Below are 20,325 nucleotides of genomic sequence, written 5' to 3'. Positions count from 1 at the left end.
ACCGCCGCCGTCCACCTGCAGCTGACGAGGACCATGATGATCGAGATCCACAGGGAGGCCGGTGTCGAGACGCTGCGCCTCAACCGACCCGCTAAGAAGAACGCGCTGACCGGCGAGATGTACACGGCGCTTGCCGAAGCGCTCGAACAGGGCAATTCCGACCCCGAGGTGCGGGTTCACCTGATCTGCGGCGTTCCCGGCGCGTTCACCTCCGGCAACGACATCGCCGATTTCCTCGCCTTTGCCGGCGACGGCAACATGGCCGACGCCCCGGTCGTGCGGTTCCTGCGCGCGCTCGCCGCCTGCGACACGCCAATCGTTGCCGCCGTCGACGGCCTTGCCATCGGGGTCGGCACGACGATGCTGTTTCATTGCGACATGGTGTTTGCAAGCCCGAGGGCGCTCTTCAAGACGCCCTTCATCGACCTTGGACTTGTGCCGGAGGCCGGCGCCAGTCTGCTGGCGCCGGCACGCATGGGGCATGCGCGCGCGTTCGAGCTGTTGTGCCTGGGAGAAAGTTTCGATCCGGTGATGGCCAAGACGGCGGGCTTCGTCAATCACATCGCGCCGGAAGAGGATCTGGAGGCGCGCGCGCTTGCCTGCGCCCGCACGATTGCCGCCAAGCCGGCGGAGGCGATGCGCATGTCGCGGTCGCTGCTTATCGGCGACCGGGCCGTGCTTCGCGAGCGCATGGAAGAGGAAATCCGGCTGTTTGCCGAATGCCTGCGGTCGGACACTGCGCGGTCGGCCTTCGCGGCCTTCCTCGACAAGGCGGGAAAGACCGGCTGACGATCTTTGAACCGCAGACGTCTCACCAGCATAGCGGGCGCGGGTGGCGCCCGTCGGGAGGATAGAATGTCACTTGAGGGCAAGACGCTTTTCATTACGGGGGCATCGCGCGGCATCGGCAAGGCGATTGCCCTGCGCGCGGCGCGCGACGGCGCCAATGTCGCCATTGCGGCGAAGACGGCGGAGCCGCACCCCAAGCTTGAAGGCACGATCCACACGGCCGCCAAGGAAATCGAGGCGGCGGGCGGTCAGGCACTGCCGCTTGTCGTCGATGTGCGCGACGACGAGCGGGTCGAACAGGCGATGGCGGAAACGGCCGAGCGGTTTGGCGGGATCGATATCCTGGTAAACAACGCCAGCGCAATCCAGCTTACCCCGCTCGCCGACACCGACATGAAGCGTTTCGACCTGATGCATCAGGTCAACACGCGCGGGACGCTCGCCTGTTCCAAGCATGCGATCCCCTATCTGGAACAGGCCGCCAACCCGCATATCCTGATGCTGTCGCCGCCGCTGGACATGAGCGAGAAGTGGTTTGCCCCCTTCACGCCCTATGCGATTGCCAAATACGGCATGAGCCTCGCCGTTCTCGGCCTGTCCGGCGAGTTGAAGAGCAAGGGCATCGCGGTCAACGCGCTATGGCCGCGCACGACAATCGCAACGGCCGCGGTGCGCAACATCATCGGCGGCGACGAGATGGTGACCAAGAGCCGGACGCCGGAGATCCTGTCGGATGCGGCCTATGAGATCTTCACCAGCCCGGCCTGGGAATTCACCGGCAATTTCCTGATCGACGACAGCTTCCTGGCGCTGCGCGGCGTGACCGACTTCGACAAGTACCGGGTCGACCCGTCGCAGCCGCTGATGCCGGATTTCTTCGTCCCCGACGACAGCGTGCCGCCGGCGAGCCTCGACAAGGTCAAGGGCTGACGAGGCGAAGGGGGCCGGCCACCTACCAGCCCATCGCCTTCCACAAGAGCGCGCCGAGGAAGGCCGCAACGCAAACGAAAAGCGCCAGCCCGTGCAGGACGGGATGGCGTTCGTGATCCTGTGAGGGCCGGCGGCGTTTCTTCGGCGGCTCGGCCATGGTCGAAGTCTCCCTGTCAGCCGAACTCGGATCCGCGCGGACGATAGGGCCGCAGTTCCTTCCAGGCCCGCATCAGGGTCGCCAGTTCCTCGTCGTCTTCCTCGGGGAGCACGATGCGCGGGGTCACCAGCAGATCGCCGCGTCCGCCGTTCTTGTTGGGCAGACCCTTGCCCTTGAGGCGCATCGTCTTGCCGCCGGCAGCCTTCGGCGTAATGGTGAGATTGACCGCGCCGTCCAGGGTGGGAACGCGGACCTTCTCGCCAAGAACGGCCTCGTAAAGGGCGATCGGCAATTCGAGCTTGAGGTCGTCGTCCAGTGGCGTGAACAGCGCGTGGCGGGCAAGGCGCACCTCGACGATGGCGTCGCCCGTGCCGCCTCCATGCTCGCCCGGATGACCCTGTCCGCGCAGGCGGATCTTTTCGCCGTCGACGGTGCCGTCCGGCAGTTTGACGTCGACCGACTTGCCGTTCGGCAGCGTCACGCGGGCCTTGCGTTCATGCACGAGCTGCTCGAGCGTGACACGGGCGGTGATCTTGGCATCCTGTCCGCGCTTGGGCTGAGGAGCGCGGCCGCCCATGCCTGCGCCCATGCCAGGCCCCGCGCCGCCGCGCGCACGCCCGCCGAAGCCGCCGAGAATGTCGTTCAGGATATCGTCGAAACCGCCACCCTGACCTTGCTGATAGCCGCGCTGGCCGCGTGCCTGGCGAAAGATGTCGCTGTCGCTGAAGCCGTCGAATCCGTGGGCCTGAAAGCGCGGCTTGCCCTCCGCGTCGATCTCGCCACGGTCGAACTGCGCCCGCTTTTCCTTGTCGCCCAGGATCTCATACGCCTGGCTTGCTTCGGAAAAGCGTTCCTGCGCCGACGGATTGTCGGCGTTTTGATCCGGATGATAGGTCTTGGCGAGCTTCCGGTAAGCTCGTTTTATGTCCGCCTCGCTCGCCGACTTGCTGACGCCGAGGACGCTGTAAGGGTCACGCATGGCTCCGACCGCGGTTAGGAAGTGTCAGGACGGGTATATACCCGTGTTGTGCTCAAGAGCCATATGGGAATTGATAGGAATAAAATCCAGATGGCGAATTTCGCTGCGACGCCTCGATCAACCGTTCGGGAAAGCGGTGCCGTCGCTGTCGGCCCCGGTGCCGTCCTTTGCCATCAGCTGGATGACGGCCCAGTCCTGCATGGCATCCTGACAGGCAACGCCCTGATAGGCACGCACGCCGCCGATCGTGTTGGCGGTCGTTTCGAATCGCGCGCAGCCGGTGCCGGTCGCGACCGTTTCGTCGGTGAGGGCGACGATTGTGCCGGAGTTGCCGCTGAGCGGATTGGTCCAGGCGAACGGCGGTGTTCCCACCGCATCGTCGCGCGCGGTGGCGATGGCCTTGGCGATCACCGCCCGGTCCTGCCGGCTGATGTCGACGTCGGCCTCGTTTTGCTGACCGTCGATCGAGCCGGTGAGGTCCAGCGGCGTGGCAATGTCGGCGCTGCCGACGGGCATGGAGACGCCGCCGCAGGCGCCGGCAAGCAACGCAAGTGCAATGCCCGTGCCCAGCCGGGCGGCGCGGCGCGAGGAAAATGTGAAGCGTGTCTCTGTCATGGGGCGATGTTCCGCAGCCGGCGCGGGGCAGGGGGCCCCGCAGCGCATCTTTCAACCGTTGGCCGATGTGACGCCTTTGCAACAGCGTGAAGGAGAAGCCTTAACAAAGTGTGAGTCCGTTCAGTTGGCGATTTTGTTTTCGTTTCATATCGAGCGGGTTATCAAGGGCTGCCCTTCGTCCGTCGTCGAAATCCGCTTCCTGCGCCCCACCGGAGCCCCGACATGCCGCACCCTGGTTTCTCCTGCGCTCCCGAGATCCTCACCCCGCGCCTGCGCCTGCGCGCTCACAGGACCGACGACCTGGAAAATTGCCAGGCCCTGTGGGGCGACATCGAGGTTGTGCGCCATATCACCGGTCAGCCAGCCACGCGCGAGGAAACATGGGGGCGTCTGCTGCGCTACACCGGACACTGGTGCGCGCTCGGCTTCGGTTACTGGGCCCTCGAGGACCGCTCGACAGGCGCCTTTGTCGGCGAGGCGGGGCTTGCCGACTACCGGCGCGACCTCACGCCCGCGCTGGATGATTGCGCCGAAATCGGCTGGCTGCTCGCTCCGCACTGGCATGGCCGCGGCCTGGCCGCCGAGGCCGTTCAGGCCATTCTCGCCTGGGGCGATGCGAATCTGACGCGCACCTGTGTGGCATGCCTGATTTCGCCGGACAACCATCCCTCGATTCGCCTGGCGCAGCGCATGGGCTTTCGGGTCTGGACCCACACGCGCTATCGGGGGGACAAGGTGACCCTGTACCGCCGCGAACCCGGAGTTACAGAAGCTTCTTCCACCGGAAGTACATGAACGTGACCAGCACCGAGGCCACCATGATGAGGATCGAGAACGGATAGCCGTAGGTCCAGGAAAGTTCCGGCATGCCTTCGAAGTTCATCCCGTAGATCGAGGCGATCAGCGTCGGCGGCAGAAACACCACGGCGAGGACCGAGAAGATCTTGATGATCTGGTTCTGCTCCAGATTGACAAGGCCGACGGTGGCATCGAGCAGGAAGTTGAGCTTGGCGTCGAGGGCGTTGGCATGCTCGCGGATGGAGCGAATGTCCCGGCCAAGCGCCTTGCACTGGCTGCGCTGAGGGCCCGTGAGGCGCAGGGTTTTTGCGTGCAGCGTCAGGAACACGAAAAGCCGCTCGAGGCTTGCGCAGCAATCGTGCATCCGCGCGACCTTGAGACCGATTTCGCCGATCTGTTTTATCGTTGCCTTGTAGGAGGCGGCCTTGCGGCTGTCGATTCCCTTGCCGAACACCGAGCTGGAGACCGCGTCGAATTCGGCGGAGGCCTCCTCGATCACGTCGGCGGCGCGGTCCGCGACGGCGTCGAGCAGGATGAAGAGGACGTCGGTGCCGGTGGCGCCTTGCACCATGCGGGATGCGAGACGGCGCGCCGCAAGCTCGACGGACAGCGCATCGCTCTGGCGGATTGTCACGATGCGCTCGGGCGTTGCGACGAGCTTGAGGGTGGAGACCCTCGGATCCGGGTCGCGGGCAATGAGCGACAGCACCGCGGTCATCACCAGCGCACCATTCGTTTCATAAAGGCGTTCGGAGGTTTCGATCGCGGCGATGTCCTCCCCGCTTGGCACGGGCGCGCCGATCCATGCGCTCGCGGCATGTCGCTCGTCCGCATCCGGCAAGACGAGGTCGAGCCAGACCGTGTCGGCGGGAACGGGGGCGCCCGCCTGGCGGGCGTCGGGACGCAGTCCGGCCCCTTCGCGTATATAGGCGGTCATCATGGATCGCGGTCTCCCATAGCGGGTTTCGGGCGGCCGCAGAACCGGCCTGTCCGGACGGGCTTTGACCCGGATCACACCATGATGGAGGAAGATGACCGTCGCGTCTCGTTCCCGGTGCAAACGCGCCCGGACAGATCAAGACGCGTCGGAGACCCGCGCGGCGCGTCCCCGACGTCCCGTCGAAAGGCCGACAGGGCGTGTTCCTGCCGGTTGCGGTCGCGGGCGGCCGTCACGACCGCCCGAAACCGTCTTGGGCCGAATTACTTGCCCGAACCGTTCGTCGTCTTCATCGCACCCTTGTTGCAGAGCGCCGCAGCGTTGATCGACTTGATGCCGACCGGCTTGTAAAGCGCGTCCAGATTGGGGCGCGGCGTGGCAGGGGCGGTTTGATGTGACTTCGAGGTCATTTTTGACAGTCCAGCGTCGGTTTTGTTCGGCCCGGGGGAATTCCCGTCAGCTCAAGGGAACAGTGAAGTTCGGAATTGGACGAAACTAAGGATGGCGCCACAAAACCTTGTGAATCCAGTCACTTTCCTTTTCGCCCTGTAAGAATTCGCGAGTATCGACCGTGTCCCCGCCTTTCCGTGCGGGCTGACCGGAACCTGAATTGCACAAAAAATCAGCAGGTTAGTCGCGCAGGGTTCCCGCCGGCAGATCCGCCAGCGTGTCATTGAGCGCGGCGTCGAGGCAGTCGAACAGGCTGTCCAGCTCTTCCCCGGTGATGATCATCGGCGGGCAAAGCGCCACCGTGTCGCCGACCGCACGCAGGATCGCGCCATGTTTTTGCGCATGGGCAACGCAACGCGCGCCGATGGCGAGCGCGGGATCGAAGGGCGTGCGCGCCGTCTTGCTGGCAACCAGTTCCACGCCGCCGATCAGCCCCTTGCCGCGCACTTCACCGACCAACGGATGGTCCGCGATGCGTTCGAGCCTTGCCAGAAACCGCGGGGCGAGGCCGCGCACGTTCTCCAGGATCCCCCGCTTCTGGTAGATCTCGATTGCCTTCACGCCGAGCGCACAGCCGAGCGGATGGCCGCCATAGGTGAAGCCGTGGCCGAAGACGCCGATCTTGCGCGATTCCTCCACGAAGGCGTCATACATGTCCTCGCCCACCATGACGGCGCCGAGCGGGGCGTAGGCGGAGGTCAACTGCTTGGCGCAGGAAATGGTGTCGGGCGTGAAGCCCATGGTCTCGCAGCCCCACCAGTTGCCGGTGCGTCCGAAGCCGTTGATCACCTCGTCGTCGATGAACAGGATGTCGTGTTCGGCCAGAAGCGCCTGTACCGCCTGGTAATATCCTTCCGGCGGCACGATGACGCCCCCGGCACCCAGGATCGGCTCGGCGATGAAGGCGGCGATGGTTTCCGGCCCCTCGCGTTCGATCAGGTTGCGCAGATTGGCGACGATTCGCGCGGTAAAGGCGGCATCGTCCTCGTCCGGTTCCGCGAAGCGATAGGCGTGCGGGCAGTCGGTGTGCAGGATCCGGTCCACCGGAAGATCGAAGTCGCGGTGGTTGTTGGGCAGTCCCGTGAGCGAGGCGGCGACGATGGTGACGCCGTGATAGGCCTTTACCCGGGAGATGATCTTCTTCTTCTCCGGTCGACCGCGCGCATTGTTGTAGTACCAGGCGAGCTTGACCTGCGTGTCGTTCGCCTCCGAACCGGAGGAGGTAAAGAACACCTTGGACGCCTCGAAAGGCGCGATTTCCTTGAGCTTTTCGGCGAGTTCGATGGCCGGCTCCATGCTCTTGCCGCCGAACAGATGGTAATACGGCAGTCGGTCGAGCTGTTCCTTGGCCGCGGCGATCAGTTCCTCGTCGCCAAAGCCCAGGCCCGCGCACCACAGGCCGGACATTCCCTCGATATAGGCCTTTCCGTGCGTATCGTAGACATGCACGCCCTTGCCGTGATCAAGCACCAGCGGGCCGGTGTCGCGCAGCGTGTGCAGGGCGGTGTAGGGATGCAGGAGCGCTTCCACATCGCGGGTCTGGACATTGGTCAAGGGCATGGTCGCGGTCTCCAGGGTATGACGGCGGCCGGCGCAATTTTCCGAGCCACGCATCTGTTACTGTTGGTCGGGATCTGTCGGGTCGTCCTGATAGATCTCGGAAATGTCGTCCGGCAGGGGGGCGATCCCGTTTTCACCGTTCTGCGCAGCCGTTTCGCCGGCACCGGATGCAATCGGGTCGGCGTCGCCCGCCGGCTTCGTCGACGGAAGCGGCGGAGGGCCGTCATCTTCCTCGCGCGGCGCGGTGCGGTCGAGCAGCGGCAGTTCCGGTGCTTCCTCGTCGTCCCCCAGGGCTTCCACCGTGCCGAAGGCCGCGATCAGGACAGCGTCGAGGTCGTCGAAAAAACCGCGGATGCGTCGCGCATTGGCGCCGAGATCGTGTTCCCCGAAACGGGAGGCGGAGCGGATGTCGAGCCGAGCGCCAACGAAATCGGGACGAATGCGCACCGAGACATCGTCGCGAAAGGCAAAGAGCAGCGAGGTGGCCTCAGCCTGGAAGCGGGTCGGCTCGTCGGGCATGCCGGGCGGCAGTTCCGCTGTGATGACCCAGCCCGACTGCTCCGCCACCCGGCGCGCGGCCGAATGAAGGTCGCTCGGCGTCACCCGGAAGCGGCGCGAGACGATGTCCGGGTAGGCAGCCTGTTGCAGATCGCCGGACACGAACGCGCGCTCGGGACTGTCCGGACCGGCCGGAGGCAGGGCCGGAGGGGCCTCGATATCGGTGCTGACATCGGCAAGCAGCGGATAGCTCAGGAAGCCGTAAAGACCCGCGAACACGGGCGTGAGGGCGATCAGGCCGTAAACGAGGCCCCGTACCGCCCGTCCCCAGCCGGTCCCTCCGCGCCGCCACAGGCTCGCCAGCGACAGGGCGCCGGCGACGAGCGCGATGGCGCCAAGCAGGAAGCCCATCGCGAGAACGATCAGGAGTTGCGGCGTGGTCACGACCCCCGCGTGGTGGAGCAGTGCCGCGAGCACGAGCACCGGCACGGAGAACCGCCCGCTCCAAACGCTGGCGCCGGCGAGCCGGGATCGCCGGACAGGGATCTTCTTGTGCATGGTGCGGACAGCCAATCCGGGATGATGAACCGTCACTGGCCTTACCATGCCCGTCGCCGTATGCGAACCATCTACACCCTATGCCTCATCGGGAAAGGCATAGTCGGAGAACTGTTCGCGCAAGGCGGTTTTCTTGATCTTGCCCGTCGCCGTATGCGGAATTTCGTCGACGAAGACCACATCGTTGGGCATCCACCATTTGGCGATGCGCCCCTCGAAGGAGGCAAGAATATCGGAGGCGTCCGGCGTGCAGCCGTCACGCGGCACGATGATGAGAAGTGGCCGTTCGTCCCATTTGGGGTGAGAGACGCCGATCACGGCTGCCTCCGACACATGGGGATGCAGGAGCGCCAGGTTTTCCAGGTCGATTGTCGAGATCCATTCGCCGCCGGACTTGATCACGTCCTTGGCACGGTCGGTGATCTGCATGTAGCCGTTGGCGTCGATGTGGGCGACGTCGCCGGTGTCGAAGAAATTGTCGGCATCGACAATCGGTGTGTCGTTCTTGAAGTAGGTCTGCGAGATCGCGGGTCCGCGCACTTTCAGCCGTCCGAAGGTCTTTCCGTCCCAGGGCTGTTCGACGCCTGCATCGTCGGTGATCTTCATTTCCACGCCAAAGGGTGTGTGCCCCTGTTTTTCCTGAAGATCGAGCTTGTCCTCGCCGTCCAGGCCCGAAACCTCCGGCTTGATCGAGCACACCGTGCCGAGAGGGCTCATCTCCGTCATGCCCCAGGCATGCATGACGCGCACGTCGTAGGTTTCCTCGAAGGCCTTGGTGATCGCACGCGGACAGGCGGCCCCGCCGATCACGACCCGCTCCAGATGCGGAAGCGTCTTGCCGCTCTTTTCCAGATATTGCAGCAGCATCAGCCAGATCGTGGGAACCGCGGCGGTAACCGTTACCCGCTCGCCATCGAGCAACTCCCAGAGGGCCTCGCCGTCCATGCGCGGTCCCGGCATAACCATTGCCGCGCCCGCCAGCGGACAGGAAAAGGCCAGCGACCATCCGTTCGCGTGAAACAGCGGCACGACCGGCATCATCCGGTCGCGCGCCGAAAGGCCGAGCATGTCCGGAATCGCCGCCGACATCGCATGCAGCACGTTGGACCGGTGCGAATAGACCACGCCCTTGGGATCGCCGGTGGTGCCGGAAGTGTAGCACATGCCCGCAGCGGCGTTTTCATCGAGCTCCGCCCAGGTGAAATCGGCGTCAGCCTCCGCCAACCAGTCCTCGTAGGGTGAGGCGGGAAAGCCCGTTTCCGGCATGTTGGCGGCATCGGTCAGCACGATGACGTGCTCCACCGTGGTCAGCTCGCTCCAGATCTTTTCCACGATCGGCACGAAGGTCAGGTCGACGAAGAGCAGCCTGTCTTCCGCGTGATTGATGATCCAGGCGATCTGCTGCGGGAACAGTCGCGGGTTGACGGTGTGGTAGATTGCGCCGATGCCGAGCAGTCCGTACCAGACCTCCATGTGGCGCCAGGTGTTCCACGCAAGCGTCGCGGCTCGGTCGCCTTCCCGCAATCCGGTTTGCGAAAGGCGCTTGGCGACCGTCAGCGCGCGATCGCGCATTTCGGCATAGGTGGTGCGATGAGTTGGTCCCTCGACGGAGCGCGACACGATTTCCCGGGTGGGGTGATTGCGCGCGGCATGGTCGAGAATACGGGTGCAGGTCAATGACCAGTGCTGCATGAGGCCGGGCATGGCAGGCGCGGGCATGAGGTCTCCTTCCAGAAGGTCAAACTCTTTGTTTCGGTGAGCTTTTTCTTTTCCTCATATTTAGCACCGGGAGGCGATGGCCTGTCCAGCGTTGCGTGCGCCTTGGGCCGTCCGGTGACCTGCGGTTGCGGGGGAGTTGACCCCTTGCCATGCCGGTTGCACGATGGGGCCGTGTGAAGGTGATGCAATCAGGATGATGAGGGAGCTGGCGAAATGAGCGATCCTGAAACCCGGCCGGCCGGCGACGGGCAGACGCAACGGCTGCTGGATCCAGGCGTGCCCAACATCCAGATGATCTACATTCTGTATCTGGTGGGGCTGGTCTTCGGCCTGACGGCGCTCGTCGGCGTCATTCTGGCCTATATGAACCGGGGCAAGGCGGATCCGATGGCGGCGAGCCATTACACCTATCTGATCCGCACCTTCTGGATCGGCCTGCTTTATGCGCTGGTGTCCGCGCTGCTGATGATGGTCGGCATCGGCTTCCTCTTGATGATCGCGCTCTTCGTCTGGGTGGTCATTCGCTGCATCAAGGGCTTGCAATGGGTTTCGCGCGGCGAGCCCGTGGCCAACCCCGAAACCTGGCTGATCTGAGAATGCGGTCTTGCGGCGGGGAGGGGGTTACGCGCGGGCGCTGATCCACTCAAGCGCCCGGGTGAGCGATCCGGTAACGTGGTCGGCATGGTCTCTCAGCGCCTCCGCCGGCACGGTTCCGGTCGTGACCGCCAGCGTCTGCGCGCCGGCGCTGCGCCCGGCATGCATGTCATGCAGGCTGTCCCCGACCATGACGACGTTCTCGGGCCGAAGGCCGAGCGCCTCGCAGAAGCCCATCACCATGCCCGGGGCAGGCTTGGCGCCGTGCCCGCTGTCGAAGCCGATCACCGCCTCGAAACGGGCGTCAAGGCCAAGCGAGGACAGTTGCGTGCGGGCGGAGGCCTCGCCGTCATTGGTGGCGATGCCGAGACGCAGGCCAAGGGCGTCGAGCGCATCGAGCACCGGCAGGAGATCGGGAAACGGAGTGAGGTGCGGCAGGCTCATGTCGCCGACACGTGCGTTGAGATCGGCGAAGAGCGCTTCCATGTCTCGTCCGTGCAGAAGACCGGCCCAGGCGGCGGCAATGTCGTCGTTGGAGCCGGCGACGACAATGGAATCGGGATGGAACCGCCGGGTTGCCAGGTCGTAGCCGCAAGCCTCGCCGAGGCGCGCCATCAGGTGATCGTCGCCGTCTGACAGTTCTTCGAGAATGGCGAGGAACGTCGGTGCCCAGGTCGCCTGAAAGTCGATCAGCGTACCGTCCTTGTCGAACAATACGGCCTTGATTGTCGTCACTGGATCGCCATCGCGGCAAGCGCGAGGGGAAGAAGGTCGCGCATCTCATCCAGCACCAGATCCGATTCCGGTTCCAGCTCGGCGCGCGTCACGGCACCGGTGGTGACGGCGATGCGCAGCATGCCGGCATCGCGCGCGGCATGCATGTCGTGCAGGCTGTCGCCGACCATGGCGATCTCGGCCGGCTCAAGGCCCGTGTGACGGGCAAAGGCAAGCAGCTGTCCCGGCGCGGGCTTGCGCCCGAAGCCGCTGTCGTAACCGGCGAGAAAGCCGAAGGTGTGCCCGACGCCGAGTGTGTCCATCTGGACCCGGGCCGAGGCCTCCGTGCCGTTGGTCGCAAGGCCGACGGGAAGTCCTGACTCATGGAGACCGAGGAGGGTTTCCACAACGCCGGGAAACGGCGTGACATTCAGCGTGGCATGTTCCAGCAGCGTCGCCTCGATGCGCGCCAGCATGGCGTCCGGGTCCGGTTCGCCGATCACCCGCGCCCAGTCGGCCGAATAATCGGCCGGCGCCTGAATCTTGAGCGGCGAGGGGCCGGTGAAGCGTGCACCCGCCACGTCGAACATCGCCATCTCTGAAAGGGTCGCCAGGTGCTTGGCGTCGCCCGCGGCCAGGTCTGTCAAGACGGCGGCAATCGCCGGGCCCCACGTCCGGTCGAAATCGGTCAGCGTGCCGTCGCGATCGAAAAGTACGGCCTTGATGCGCATGAATTGTTCCGTTGATATCGGGGAGGGGAAGGCTCGTTGTCATGGCACGCTCCGCCGCGAACGGCAAGACCGCCACTCACCCGGGGCGCGTCAGGCGGTCGGGGCAAGCCGGTAGCGCGCCGCCAGCGACGGCGGGCCGTCGGCGACCACCAGGTCGCGTTCCACCAGCCATTCGATATGGGCCAGAACCGACAGCCCGGCGGCGCCATGCAGGCTTGCGTCGACATCCGGGTAGATTGTCGCGACCATCTCCGGGATCGTTTGGTCGCCGGCGGCAAGCCGCGCCAGGACCGCCTGTTCGCGGCCCTCGCGGTGTGCCTTGAGACCGGGAAGATAGTCGTCCGGATGGCGCACCGGTCCGCCATGGCCGGGCAGATAGAACGCGTCGTCGCGGGCCATAAGACGATCGAGCGAAGCCATGTAGGCGCTCATCGACCCGTCCGGCGGAGCGACGATGGAGGTCGACCAGGCCATGACATGATCGCCGGAAAACAGCACGCGGTCCTCGTCCAGCGCAAAGGCCAGATGATTGGCCGTATGGCCGGGGGTTTCCACGGCGGTGAGCGTCAGGCCGTCCACGACGAGCGTATCGCCGTCCGACAACGCGCGGTCCGGCCGGTGCTGCAAATCGGCACTGGCGTCGAACGGGTTGACCTCGCCGGCAAACAGCGGACGCGCCGCCACATGGGGGCCGCAGCCGACAATCGGCGCGCCGGTCATCTTTTGGAGCAGGCGGGCGCCCGGCGAATGGTCGGTATGGGTGTGGGTGACGAGGATGGCCGCAACCGGCGCAGCGCCGCATGCCTCCAGGATCAGCGCGAGATGTTCGCGGTCCTCCGGACCCGGGTCGATGACGGCAACTTCATCGCGTCCGACCAGATAGGTGTTGGTGCCTTGCCAGGTGAACGGACCGGCATTGCGCGCGGTGATGCGCCGGAGGGCCTCGCCGATGGCAACGGCGCTGCCATGGGCGGGGTCGAACGCTCGGTCGTGCTCCAGTCTGGTCATGCGCGGGTGCCTGTCCGGTTGAAGGGCGGGAAACGGTCTGCTTCGGGCTTACCCGATCCGTGTCCGGTCCGGCAAGCCGCCTGGACCGTGCGCCCGTTCCGATCCGGCGTCTTTGGTTTGTCATGAGCCGCGTGTTAGGCCATCCTCCCTCAATTCCGGCTTCGGCGGTCCGCGCGCGACCTGCGTCACGATGCAGGGGCCGCCGGTCCGCCGCGATCAACCCGAAAGCACCGCCATGACCGATGAACCGCTGGAGGCCGATGCCCTGCCGCCCCGGACCCGAAACCGGGCGCGCGCCTTGCTGCGCGAGCGCATCGCAATGCAGCGCTGGGTCCTGTTGGCCTGTGTCTTTGTGGCCGCGGCCGCCCTTTACACCGGGGCGCCGGTGGCGCCCGTGTCCGCCGGACTGGCGATTGTCGCGGGCGCGGCCCTTCTGGCGCCCGCGCGCAAGCCCCTGATCGCCCGCCGTCTGCGGCGCAAGCGCGCGGTCTCCGCCTGGCCGGAGACCGGCATGAAGCATCTGGCGGATGCCTTTCCGAACCCGTGCTTCATCGTCGATCGCCGGGGTGTCACCCGGTATGCCAACACGGCAGCCCGGATCCGCTTCGGGCAGGTGCGCCCGGGCGACCCGATTTCCTTTCGCCTGCGCTCCCCGGCGCTTTTGGAGGCGCTGGAGCGCGTGATCGACGGCGATTCCGCGCAACGCATCGAATGGAGCGAGAAGTCGCCGGCCGAACAATGGCTCGAGGCGGTGATCGCGCCGGTGACGTCGGCACCGGCGCCCGGGGCGGGGGACGTCGAACAGGTGGCGGCGTCGGGACGTCAGTTCATTCTCGTCACCATCCAGGACCAGACCGGCCAGCGGCGACTGGAGCGCATGCGTGCCGATTTCGTCGCCAACGCGAGCCACGAGCTGCGCACGCCGCTCGCCTCGCTGACCGGGTTCACCGAAACGCTGCTTGGACCCGCGCGCGACGATCCGGTGGCGCGCGAGAAGTTCCTTCAGATCATGATGCAGCAGGGCGAACGCATGCGCCGGCTGATCGACGATCTCCTGTCGCTGTCGCGGGTGGAACTGAAGGCTCATGTCCAGCCGGAAACGACACTCGATCTCGTCCCGCTCGTGCGCCACACCTGTGAAGCACTGAAGCCGGTTGCCGACGAGGTCGGCGTTTCCGTCGAGATGACCTTGCCCGAGACGCCGGCCGTTGTGCGCGGCGACCGCGACGAACTGATCGAGGTGCTGGAAAACCTGATCGAGAACAGCCTGAAGTACGGCGCCTCCGGAAAACGGATCGAGGTCGGTCTGTCTTGGATGGATCTCGACCGCCCGCAGGCGGAGCCGCGCCCGCCCGGGCAATGGGTTCTGTCGATCCGCGACCACGGCCCGGGCATTGCGCCGGAACACCTGCCGCGCCTGACGGAGCGCTTCTACCGCGTGGATGTGGCGGCGAGCCGCGAGATGAAGGGCACGGGCCTGGGACTTGCGATCGTCAAGCATATCCTCACGCGCCACCGGGCGCGGCTCGACATTGAAAGCCGTCTGGGCGAGGGCGCGACATTTCTTGTCAAAATACCGGCCGCGATTTCGGACGTTGAGTCCGAAATTGATGGGTAATCTATAAAATTCAATGACTTGAAGTGTCACATAACTGATATCCAGCTGTCATATAAGCATCACGGGGTCGCACTAGGGTCCCTCTCGACCTTGCGGGAATAAGTCTGCAAGGGGACACTTAAAATCCTGAACATCCAGGGAGACGTCAGGTGAAAGTCAAGGCTCTTCTCAGCGCCACCGCGCTTGCGGTTGCCACCACCGGGTTCGCCGGCGCCGCCGTTGCGCGCGACCAGGTCCAGATCGCCGGTTCCTCCACGGTTCTGCCGTATGCCTCCATCGTTGCCGAGGCCTTTGGCGAGAACACCGATTTCCCGACCCCGGTCGTGGAATCGGGCGGTTCCTCCGCCGGCCTTAAGAAGTTCTGCTCCGGCGTCGGCGAGAACACGATCGACGTCGCCAATGCCTCGCGCAAGATTCGCGAGAAGGAAATCAAGGCCTGCGCCGAAGCTGGCGTGAGCGACATCATCGAGGTTCGCATCGGCTACGACGGCATCGTCTTTGCCTCCGACATCGACGGCAATTCCTTTGCCTTCACGCCGTCGGACTGGTTCAATGCCCTGTCTCCGAAGGTTCTGGTCGACGGCGAGCTTGTCGACAATCCCTACACCTCCTGGAACCAGGTGAACGCGGATTTCGCCGATCAGACGATCGCCGCCTTCATTCCGGGCACCAAGCACGGCACGCGTGAAGTCTTCGAAGAGAAGGTTCTTGCCGCCGGTTGCGAGGAAACGGGCGCCATGAAGGCGATGATCGACGCCGGCATGAGCGAAGATGACGCCGAGGACGCCTGCATCTCCGTGCGCACCGATGGTGTTTCCGTCGACATCGACGGCGACTACACCGAGACGCTGGCGCGCATCGACGCCAACAAGGACGGCATCGGCGTGTTCGGTCTGGCGTTCTACGAGAACAACACCGACAAGCTGCAGGTCGCGACCATGTCCGGCGTCAACCCGACGACCGAGACGATCTCGACCGGCGAGTATCCCGTGTCCCGTCCGCTGTACTTCTACGTCAAGAAGGCCCACATCGGCGTGATCCCGGGTCTCAAGGAGTACGCGCAGTTCTTCGTCTCCGACGAGATCGCAGGTCCCGACGGCCCGCTGTCGCAGTACGGTCTGGTCGCCGATCCGGAGCTGGCCGAGACGCAGGAAGCGGTTGCGAACGAAGCCACGATGGGTAACTAAGCCCACGGGTTCGACCGAAGGGCGGCGGCTCCCCGCCGCCCTTCCTTGTTTTTTCGCAGACCGGATCGGGTGTCATGTCCCTGCCAATATTGGTTTTCGTTCTTCTGGCCTTGTCTGTCGCCGGCTATGTGCTTGGCCGCGGCAAGGCAATCGCAAGTGCGGGCGGGGATGCGCGCAAGCTTCATTCGCTGCCGAACTACTACGGCTGGTTCGGGTTTCTGGTGGCGCTTCTGCCTGCGGCTCTCGTGCTTTTGTTGTGGCTTCCCGCCCAAAGCGTCGTGATCGACAATCAGGTTTCGGCGATGATCTCCGACCGCGCGGCGGCGGAAAGTTCGCTGGGCCTCGTCATGAGCGACGTGGAGCGCGTGGCAGAAGGGCTGAACCTTGCGGTCGGCGCCGGCGTCATGAGCGACGAGCAGGCTGCATCGATCCGCACGGAATTCACCGACGTCAGGGAGCGCCTTGGCGAGGTCGGCGTTGCGCTCGGCTCGGATGTGACCTCGGAAACGCTGCAGGCCGCGCAGCGCTACCGGTCGATGGCCTCGACGGGCGACCTGTTGCGCACGCTTGCGGTCGTCGCGGCGGCGCTTGCCGGATTGACCTTCGTCTACAAACGCACCGACAGCGCATTTCGGGCGCGCAACGCGGTCGAGGCGGTCGTGCGCTGGATCCTGATCCTCGCCGCCTCCATTGCCATCCTGACGACCGTCGGCATCATCCTGTCGCTGATCTTCAACACGGTCGAGTTCTTCAGCCTGTATCCGGCGTGGGATTTCTTCTTCGGGCTGACCTGGAGCCCGAGCTTCGGCGGCGGTTCCGAGCTCGGCATCCTGCCGCTGCTCTGGGCGACGCTCTACATCTCCTTCATTGCGCTCGCGGTGTCCGTGCCCATCGGCCTGTTTGCCGCGATCTACCTGTCGGAATACGCCGGGCCGGCGGTGCGTGCGGTCGCCAAGCCGCTGCTTGAGGTGCTCGCGGGCATTCCCACGATTGTCTACGGTCTCTTCGCTCTGCTGACCGTCGGCCCGCTGCTTGTCGACATCTTCGGCGACGGCGGCCTTCTCGGGGTCGGCTGGATGGGCGGCGGTACCGCTGTCATGACGGCCGGTCTGGTGATGGGCATCATGCTCATTCCCTTTGTCAGCTCGCTTTCGGATGACATCATCAACGCCGTGCCGCAGTCGATGCGCGACGGTTCGCTGGGTCTGGGCGCCACCCATTCCGAAACGGTGAAACAGGTGATCCTGCCGGCCGCGCTGCCCGGTATCGTCGGCGCGATCCTGCTGGCGGGCTCGCGCGCGATCGGCGAGACCATGATCGTGGTGCTCGGCGCCGGCGCGGCGGCACGGCTGAGCCTCAATCCCTTCGAGGCGATGACCACGGTCACCGCCAAGATCGTCAGCCAGCTGACGGGCGATGCCGACTTTGCCTCGCCGGAGGCGCTGGTCGCCTTCGCGCTCGGCATGACGCTTTTTGTCATCACGCTGGGCCTCAATGTGATCGCCCTCTACATCGTGCGCAAATATCGGGAACAGTACGAATGACCGACACGACAGCACCGACCGGGCGCGCAGGCGCGACGCCTGCCCGCAAGGGGTCGCTTCTTCAGGTCGATGCCCTGACCCGCAAGCGCAATGCCGCCGAGACCCGCTTCAAGATCTACGGCCTGTCGGCCGTGGGCATCGGGCTGTTGTTCCTCGTCGCGCTTCTCGCGACGATCCTGTCGAACGGCACCTCGGCCTTCACCCAGACCTTCATCACAATCCCGGTTCCGCTGGAAAAGACCGAGATCGAGGCGGCTGAAAAGTCCATCGTCAAGACGTCCAAGTACCGTGCCATCATCGGCAAGGCCTTTGCCAATGTCCTGTCGTCGGCGGGCGTCGAGACCGACATGTCGGCGAAGGACCTGGACAAGATGATGTCCTCGGGCGCGGCGGCGAGCGTGCGCGACTTCGTGCTCGCCAATCCCGAAAGCATCGGCACGACCCACACGTTCGACCTTCTGGCGTCCTCGCGTGTCGACGGCTACCTGAAGGGGCGGGTGACCCGTGCGGATCTGGTCAACGACAAGAACCTCGATGCGTCGCATCTTGACATTGTCGACCGGCTGAACGCCGCCGGCATCCTGCAGAAGCGCTTCAACTGGCAGTTCATCTTCGGCGCCGATGCCTCCGACAGCCGCCCCGAACAGGCGGGCATCGGCGTGTCGATGATCGGTTCCTTCTTCATGATGCTGGTGGTGCTTGTCCTGTCGCTGCCGATCGGCGTGGCCGCCTCCATCTATCTGGAGGAATTCGCACCCAAGAACCGCTTCACCGACCTGATCGAGGTGAACATTTCCAATCTCGCGGCGGTTCCCTCCATCGTCTTCGGTATCCTTGGTCTTGCCGCTTTCATCCAGTTCGCGCATCTGCCGCAGTCCGCGCCTCTGGTTGGCGGGCTCGTGCTCACGCTGATGACGCTGCCGACGATCATCATCTCCACCCGCGCGTCGCTGAAGTCGGTGCCGCCGTCGATCCGCAATGCAGCCCTTGGGGTCGGCGCCTCCAAGATGCAATCGGTGTTTCACCACGTGCTGCCGCTGGCGATGCCCGGCATTCTCACCGGCACGATCATCGGCCTTGCCCAGGCGCTGGGCGAGACGGCGCCGTTGCTTCTGATCGGCATGGTCGGCTTCATCGCCTCCAACGTGCCGGACGGGGTTGCCGCCGGTTTCCTCGATCCGAACTCCGCGATGCCCGCCCAGATCTATGAATGGGCGAAACGCGCCGATCCCGCCTTCTATGAGCGGGCCTGGGGCGGCATCATTATTCTGCTGCTGTTCTTGATGACGATGAACATTATCGCGATCATTCTGCGTCGCCGCTTCGAGCGGCGCTGGTAAGGAAAGTGCAAGCCATGAACGAGATGCCCGTCGTCGACGCCGAAGCCGGCACCTTGTTGCCGAAGATCTCGGCCAGCAAGGTCCAGGTCTTTTACGGCGAGACACACGCCATCAAGGATGTGGACCTCAAAATCGCCGACCGGACCGTAACGGCCTTCATCGGCCCGTCCGGCTGCGGAAAGTCCACCTTCCTGCGCTGCCTCAACCGCATGAACGACACCATCGACATTTGTCGTGTCCGGGGGGATATCCGGATCGACGGGGAAGACATCTACGACCCCAAGGTCGATCCGGTGCAGCTGCGCGCCAAGGTCGGAATGGTCTTCCAGAAGCCCAATCCCTTCCCCAAGTCGATTTACGACAACATTGCCTACGGGCCGCGCATTCACGGCCTGTCGCGGTCCAAGGGGGATCTCGACGAGATCGTCGCCAACAGCCTCCAGAAGGCCGCCTCTACGAGGAGGTCAAGGACCGGCTCGACGAGCCGGGAACGGGCCTGTCCGGCGGCCAGCAACAGCGGCTGTGCATCGCGCGCGCCATTGCGGTGAGCCCGGAGGTGATCCTGATGGACGAACCGTGTTCCGCGCTCGATCCGATCGCCACGGCGAAGATCGAGGAGTTGATCGACGAACTGCGGGAAAACTACACGATCGTGATCGTCACCCACTCCATGCAGCAGGCCGCACGCGTGTCGCAGCGCACCGCCTTCTTCCATCTGGGCAATCTGGTCGAGGAAGGGGAGACGAAAGAGATCTTCACCAATCCGACCGACCGGCGCACCCAGGACTACATCACCGGCCGTTTCGGCTAGCGGTTGCGCCAACGCGACCTGTCGCCGCCGGTTCGCAAGCGTGCCGCAATGGAGATTCAAGATGCCGAACCATACAGTTACATCCTTCGACGACGAGCTTAAATCCGTCGCCGGCCGCGTCTCGGAAATGGGCGGCCTGTCCGAGGTCATGCTGACCGACGCGATTTCGGCGCTGATCCGCATGGACAAGGAGCTGGCCCGCAAGGTCATCGCGCAGGACAAACGTGTCGACGCGCTGCAGTTCGAAGTCGAGGAGCAGGCCATCCTGATCATCGCCCGCCGCCAGCCGGTGGCACAGGATCTGCGCGACGTCATTGCCGCAATGCGCATTTCCAACGACCTGGAACGGGTCGGGGATCTGGCGAAGAACATCGCCAAGCGGGTGATCGCCATCGAGGGTTCCTTCGACAGCAAGAAGTTCGCACTTGGCGTCGAGCACATGAGCGAACTCGCGCAAGAGCAGCTCAAGGCCGTGCTGGACGCCTATGCCAATCGCGACACCGGGTCGGCGGCGAATGTGCGCGAGCGCGACGACGAGGTCGATGCGCTCTACACCTCGATTTTCCGCGAATTGCTCACCTACATGATGGAGGACCCCCGTCAGATCTCCATCTGCGCCCATCTGCTGTTCTGCGCCAAGAACATCGAGCGGATCGGCGACCATGCGACCAACATCGCGGAAAACGTCATCTACATGTCGACCGGCGTGCAGCCGGCGGACGAGCGCCACAAGCTCGACGAAACCGGCGTGGAGACCGGCGTCGCGTCCTGATGCGCGATGCCTGAAG

The 20,325-nt window shown here is 64.7% G+C and carries 20 protein-coding genes and 1 pseudogene; 10 read left to right on the top strand and 11 right to left on the bottom strand.

Going from position 1 to position 20,325, the window contains the following annotated elements; genetic code table 11:
• The first annotated feature begins 33 nt into the window (after positions 1 to 33).
• Positions 34 to 789, top strand: a complete 756-nt coding sequence (locus tag G572_RS0120905) for a crotonase/enoyl-CoA hydratase family protein (protein WP_208979167.1) — start codon at positions 34 to 36, stop codon at positions 787 to 789.
• 66 nt (positions 790 to 855) lie between these two features.
• Entirely contained in the window at positions 856 to 1,719 is an 864-nt protein-coding gene (locus tag G572_RS0120900; RefSeq protein ID WP_029060122.1) for an SDR family oxidoreductase, read from the top strand.
• Positions 1,720 to 1,741: 22 nt separating this feature from the next.
• Here G572_RS0120900 and G572_RS26775 read toward each other — a convergent pair whose 3' ends face one another.
• From G572_RS26775 to G572_RS25105, 3 genes are all read right to left on the bottom strand, one after another.
• On the bottom strand, positions 1,742 to 1,876 hold the full coding sequence (locus tag G572_RS26775; RefSeq protein ID WP_281168778.1) for a hypothetical protein: 135 nt from the start codon (positions 1,874 to 1,876) through the stop codon (positions 1,742 to 1,744).
• Positions 1,877 to 1,892: 16 nt separating this feature from the next.
• Positions 1,893 to 2,855 (bottom strand): DnaJ C-terminal domain-containing protein, encoded by a 963-nt coding sequence (locus tag G572_RS0120890; protein WP_029060121.1) that lies wholly within the window; start codon positions 2,853 to 2,855, stop codon positions 1,893 to 1,895.
• A 117-nt stretch (positions 2,856 to 2,972) separates the two neighbouring features.
• Positions 2,973 to 3,470, bottom strand: a complete 498-nt coding sequence (locus tag G572_RS25105) for an RT0821/Lpp0805 family surface protein (RefSeq protein WP_084650415.1) — start codon at positions 3,468 to 3,470, stop codon at positions 2,973 to 2,975.
• A 222-nt stretch (positions 3,471 to 3,692) separates the two neighbouring features.
• Between G572_RS25105 and G572_RS0120880 the strand changes: the two genes are divergently transcribed.
• Positions 3,693 to 4,265, top strand: a complete 573-nt coding sequence (locus G572_RS0120880) for a GNAT family N-acetyltransferase (protein ID WP_029060120.1) — start codon at positions 3,693 to 3,695, stop codon at positions 4,263 to 4,265.
• On the opposite strand, the gene G572_RS0120875 is transcribed toward G572_RS0120880, so the two are convergent.
• The 5 genes from G572_RS0120875 to G572_RS0120855 all read right to left on the bottom strand — a co-directional run bounded on the left by G572_RS0120875 (position 4,234) and on the right by G572_RS0120855 (position 9,975).
• Entirely contained in the window at positions 4,234 to 5,208 is a 975-nt protein-coding gene (locus G572_RS0120875; protein ID WP_029060119.1) for a CorA family divalent cation transporter, read from the bottom strand. The genes G572_RS0120880 and G572_RS0120875 overlap by 32 nt on opposite strands.
• Before the next feature lie 260 nt (positions 5,209 to 5,468).
• The gene (locus G572_RS26485) at positions 5,469 to 5,615 is read right to left on the bottom strand and encodes a hypothetical protein (protein ID WP_169391351.1); all 147 of its coding nucleotides are present in this window, start codon (positions 5,613 to 5,615) and stop codon (positions 5,469 to 5,471) included.
• A gap of 220 nt (positions 5,616 to 5,835) precedes the next feature.
• Complete coding sequence (locus G572_RS0120865; RefSeq protein WP_029060118.1) at positions 5,836 to 7,215, bottom strand: aminotransferase; 1,380 nt, start codon at positions 7,213 to 7,215, stop codon at positions 5,836 to 5,838.
• Between the two features lie 57 nt (positions 7,216 to 7,272).
• Positions 7,273 to 8,319 (bottom strand): DUF1499 domain-containing protein, encoded by a 1,047-nt coding sequence (locus G572_RS25100; protein ID WP_084650414.1) that lies wholly within the window; start codon positions 8,317 to 8,319, stop codon positions 7,273 to 7,275.
• 30 nt (positions 8,320 to 8,349) lie between these two features.
• The gene (locus tag G572_RS0120855; protein WP_029060117.1) at positions 8,350 to 9,975 is read right to left on the bottom strand and encodes a long-chain-fatty-acid--CoA ligase; all 1,626 of its coding nucleotides are present in this window, start codon (positions 9,973 to 9,975) and stop codon (positions 8,350 to 8,352) included.
• A gap of 228 nt (positions 9,976 to 10,203) precedes the next feature.
• On the opposite strand from G572_RS0120855, the gene G572_RS0120850 reads away from it, so the two are divergent.
• Entirely contained in the window at positions 10,204 to 10,584 is a 381-nt protein-coding gene (locus tag G572_RS0120850; protein WP_029060116.1) for a DUF4870 family protein, read from the top strand.
• A gap of 27 nt (positions 10,585 to 10,611) precedes the next feature.
• Here the strand turns inward: G572_RS0120850 and G572_RS0120845 are convergent, their stop codons facing one another.
• From G572_RS0120845 to G572_RS0120835, 3 genes are all read right to left on the bottom strand, one after another.
• Complete coding sequence (locus G572_RS0120845; protein ID WP_029060115.1) at positions 10,612 to 11,319, bottom strand: HAD family hydrolase; 708 nt, start codon at positions 11,317 to 11,319, stop codon at positions 10,612 to 10,614.
• Positions 11,316 to 12,029, bottom strand: a complete 714-nt coding sequence (locus G572_RS0120840; protein ID WP_029060114.1) for an HAD family hydrolase — start codon at positions 12,027 to 12,029, stop codon at positions 11,316 to 11,318. The genes G572_RS0120845 and G572_RS0120840 overlap by 4 nt, the downstream gene beginning before the upstream one ends.
• Positions 12,030 to 12,119: 90 nt before the next feature.
• Entirely contained in the window at positions 12,120 to 13,037 is a 918-nt protein-coding gene (locus G572_RS0120835) for an MBL fold metallo-hydrolase (protein ID WP_029060113.1), read from the bottom strand.
• Positions 13,038 to 13,272: 235 nt separating this feature from the next.
• On the opposite strand from G572_RS0120835, the gene G572_RS25095 reads away from it, so the two are divergent.
• The 6 genes and pseudogenes from G572_RS25095 (at position 13,273) to phoU (ending at position 20,309) form a co-directional block, all read left to right on the top strand.
• On the top strand, positions 13,273 to 14,655 hold the full coding sequence (locus tag G572_RS25095) for an ATP-binding protein (protein ID WP_051242980.1): 1,383 nt from the start codon (positions 13,273 to 13,275) through the stop codon (positions 14,653 to 14,655).
• 149 nt (positions 14,656 to 14,804) lie between these two features.
• Positions 14,805 to 15,842 carry a substrate-binding domain-containing protein gene (locus G572_RS0120825; protein WP_029060112.1) on the top strand — a complete coding sequence of 346 codons (1,038 nt, stop codon included), beginning with the start codon at positions 14,805 to 14,807 and terminating at the stop codon, positions 15,840 to 15,842.
• Between the two features lie 74 nt (positions 15,843 to 15,916).
• Entirely contained in the window at positions 15,917 to 17,386 is a 1,470-nt protein-coding gene (pstC, locus tag G572_RS0120820) for a phosphate ABC transporter permease subunit PstC (protein ID WP_029060111.1), read from the top strand.
• On the top strand, positions 17,383 to 18,726 hold the full coding sequence (pstA, locus tag G572_RS0120815; RefSeq protein ID WP_029060110.1) for a phosphate ABC transporter permease PstA: 1,344 nt from the start codon (positions 17,383 to 17,385) through the stop codon (positions 18,724 to 18,726). The genes pstC and pstA overlap by 4 nt, the downstream gene beginning before the upstream one ends.
• A 23-nt stretch (positions 18,727 to 18,749) precedes the next feature.
• Positions 18,750 to 19,537, top strand: a pseudogene (gene pstB, locus G572_RS25090) (phosphate ABC transporter ATP-binding protein PstB).
• Positions 19,538 to 19,598: 61 nt separating this feature from the next.
• Complete coding sequence (phoU, locus tag G572_RS0120805; protein ID WP_029060109.1) at positions 19,599 to 20,309, top strand: phosphate signaling complex protein PhoU; 711 nt, start codon at positions 19,599 to 19,601, stop codon at positions 20,307 to 20,309.
• The last annotated feature ends 16 nt before the right edge of the window (positions 20,310 to 20,325 follow it).

It is taken from the genome of Stappia stellulata DSM 5886 (assembly GCF_000423705.1).
GTDB classification, from domain to species: Bacteria; Pseudomonadota; Alphaproteobacteria; order Rhizobiales; family Stappiaceae; genus Stappia; species Stappia stellulata.
This window is presented reverse-complemented; position numbering and strand designations above follow the sequence as displayed.

What these genes read in the sequence shown, in the direction of transcription:
- phoU (WP_029060109.1), top strand. Translation starts at nt 19,599, where the DNA reads ATGCCGAACCATACAGTTACATCCTTCGACGACGAGCTTAAATCCGTC.
- G572_RS0120850 (WP_029060116.1), top strand. Translation starts at nt 10,204, where the DNA reads ATGAGCGATCCTGAAACCCGGCCGGCCGGCGACGGGCAGACGCAACGG.
- G572_RS0120890 (WP_029060121.1), bottom strand. Translation starts at nt 2,855, where the DNA reads ATGCGTGACCCTTACAGCGTCCTCGGCGTCAGCAAGTCGGCGAGCGAG.
- G572_RS0120905 (WP_208979167.1), top strand. Translation starts at nt 34, where the DNA reads ATGATGATCGAGATCCACAGGGAGGCCGGTGTCGAGACGCTGCGCCTC.
- G572_RS0120840 (WP_029060114.1), bottom strand. Translation starts at nt 12,029, where the DNA reads ATGCGCATCAAGGCCGTACTTTTCGATCGCGACGGCACGCTGACCGAT.
- G572_RS25105 (WP_084650415.1), bottom strand. Translation starts at nt 3,470, where the DNA reads ATGACAGAGACACGCTTCACATTTTCCTCGCGCCGCGCCGCCCGGCTG.
- pstA (WP_029060110.1), top strand. Translation starts at nt 17,383, where the DNA reads ATGACCGACACGACAGCACCGACCGGGCGCGCAGGCGCGACGCCTGCC.
- G572_RS0120865 (WP_029060118.1), bottom strand. Translation starts at nt 7,215, where the DNA reads ATGCCCTTGACCAATGTCCAGACCCGCGATGTGGAAGCGCTCCTGCAT.
- G572_RS25100 (WP_084650414.1), bottom strand. Translation starts at nt 8,319, where the DNA reads ATGGTAAGGCCAGTGACGGTTCATCATCCCGGATTGGCTGTCCGCACC.
- G572_RS25095 (WP_051242980.1), top strand. Translation starts at nt 13,273, where the DNA reads ATGACCGATGAACCGCTGGAGGCCGATGCCCTGCCGCCCCGGACCCGA.
- pstC (WP_029060111.1), top strand. Translation starts at nt 15,917, where the DNA reads ATGTCCCTGCCAATATTGGTTTTCGTTCTTCTGGCCTTGTCTGTCGCC.
- G572_RS0120875 (WP_029060119.1), bottom strand. Translation starts at nt 5,208, where the DNA reads ATGATGACCGCCTATATACGCGAAGGGGCCGGACTGCGTCCCGACGCC.
- G572_RS26775 (WP_281168778.1), bottom strand. Translation starts at nt 1,876, where the DNA reads ATGGCCGAGCCGCCGAAGAAACGCCGCCGGCCCTCACAGGATCACGAA.
- G572_RS0120880 (WP_029060120.1), top strand. Translation starts at nt 3,693, where the DNA reads ATGCCGCACCCTGGTTTCTCCTGCGCTCCCGAGATCCTCACCCCGCGC.
- G572_RS0120835 (WP_029060113.1), bottom strand. Translation starts at nt 13,037, where the DNA reads ATGACCAGACTGGAGCACGACCGAGCGTTCGACCCCGCCCATGGCAGC.
- G572_RS26485 (WP_169391351.1), bottom strand. Translation starts at nt 5,615, where the DNA reads ATGACCTCGAAGTCACATCAAACCGCCCCTGCCACGCCGCGCCCCAAT.
- G572_RS0120900 (WP_029060122.1), top strand. Translation starts at nt 856, where the DNA reads ATGTCACTTGAGGGCAAGACGCTTTTCATTACGGGGGCATCGCGCGGC.
- G572_RS0120855 (WP_029060117.1), bottom strand. Translation starts at nt 9,975, where the DNA reads ATGCCCGGCCTCATGCAGCACTGGTCATTGACCTGCACCCGTATTCTC.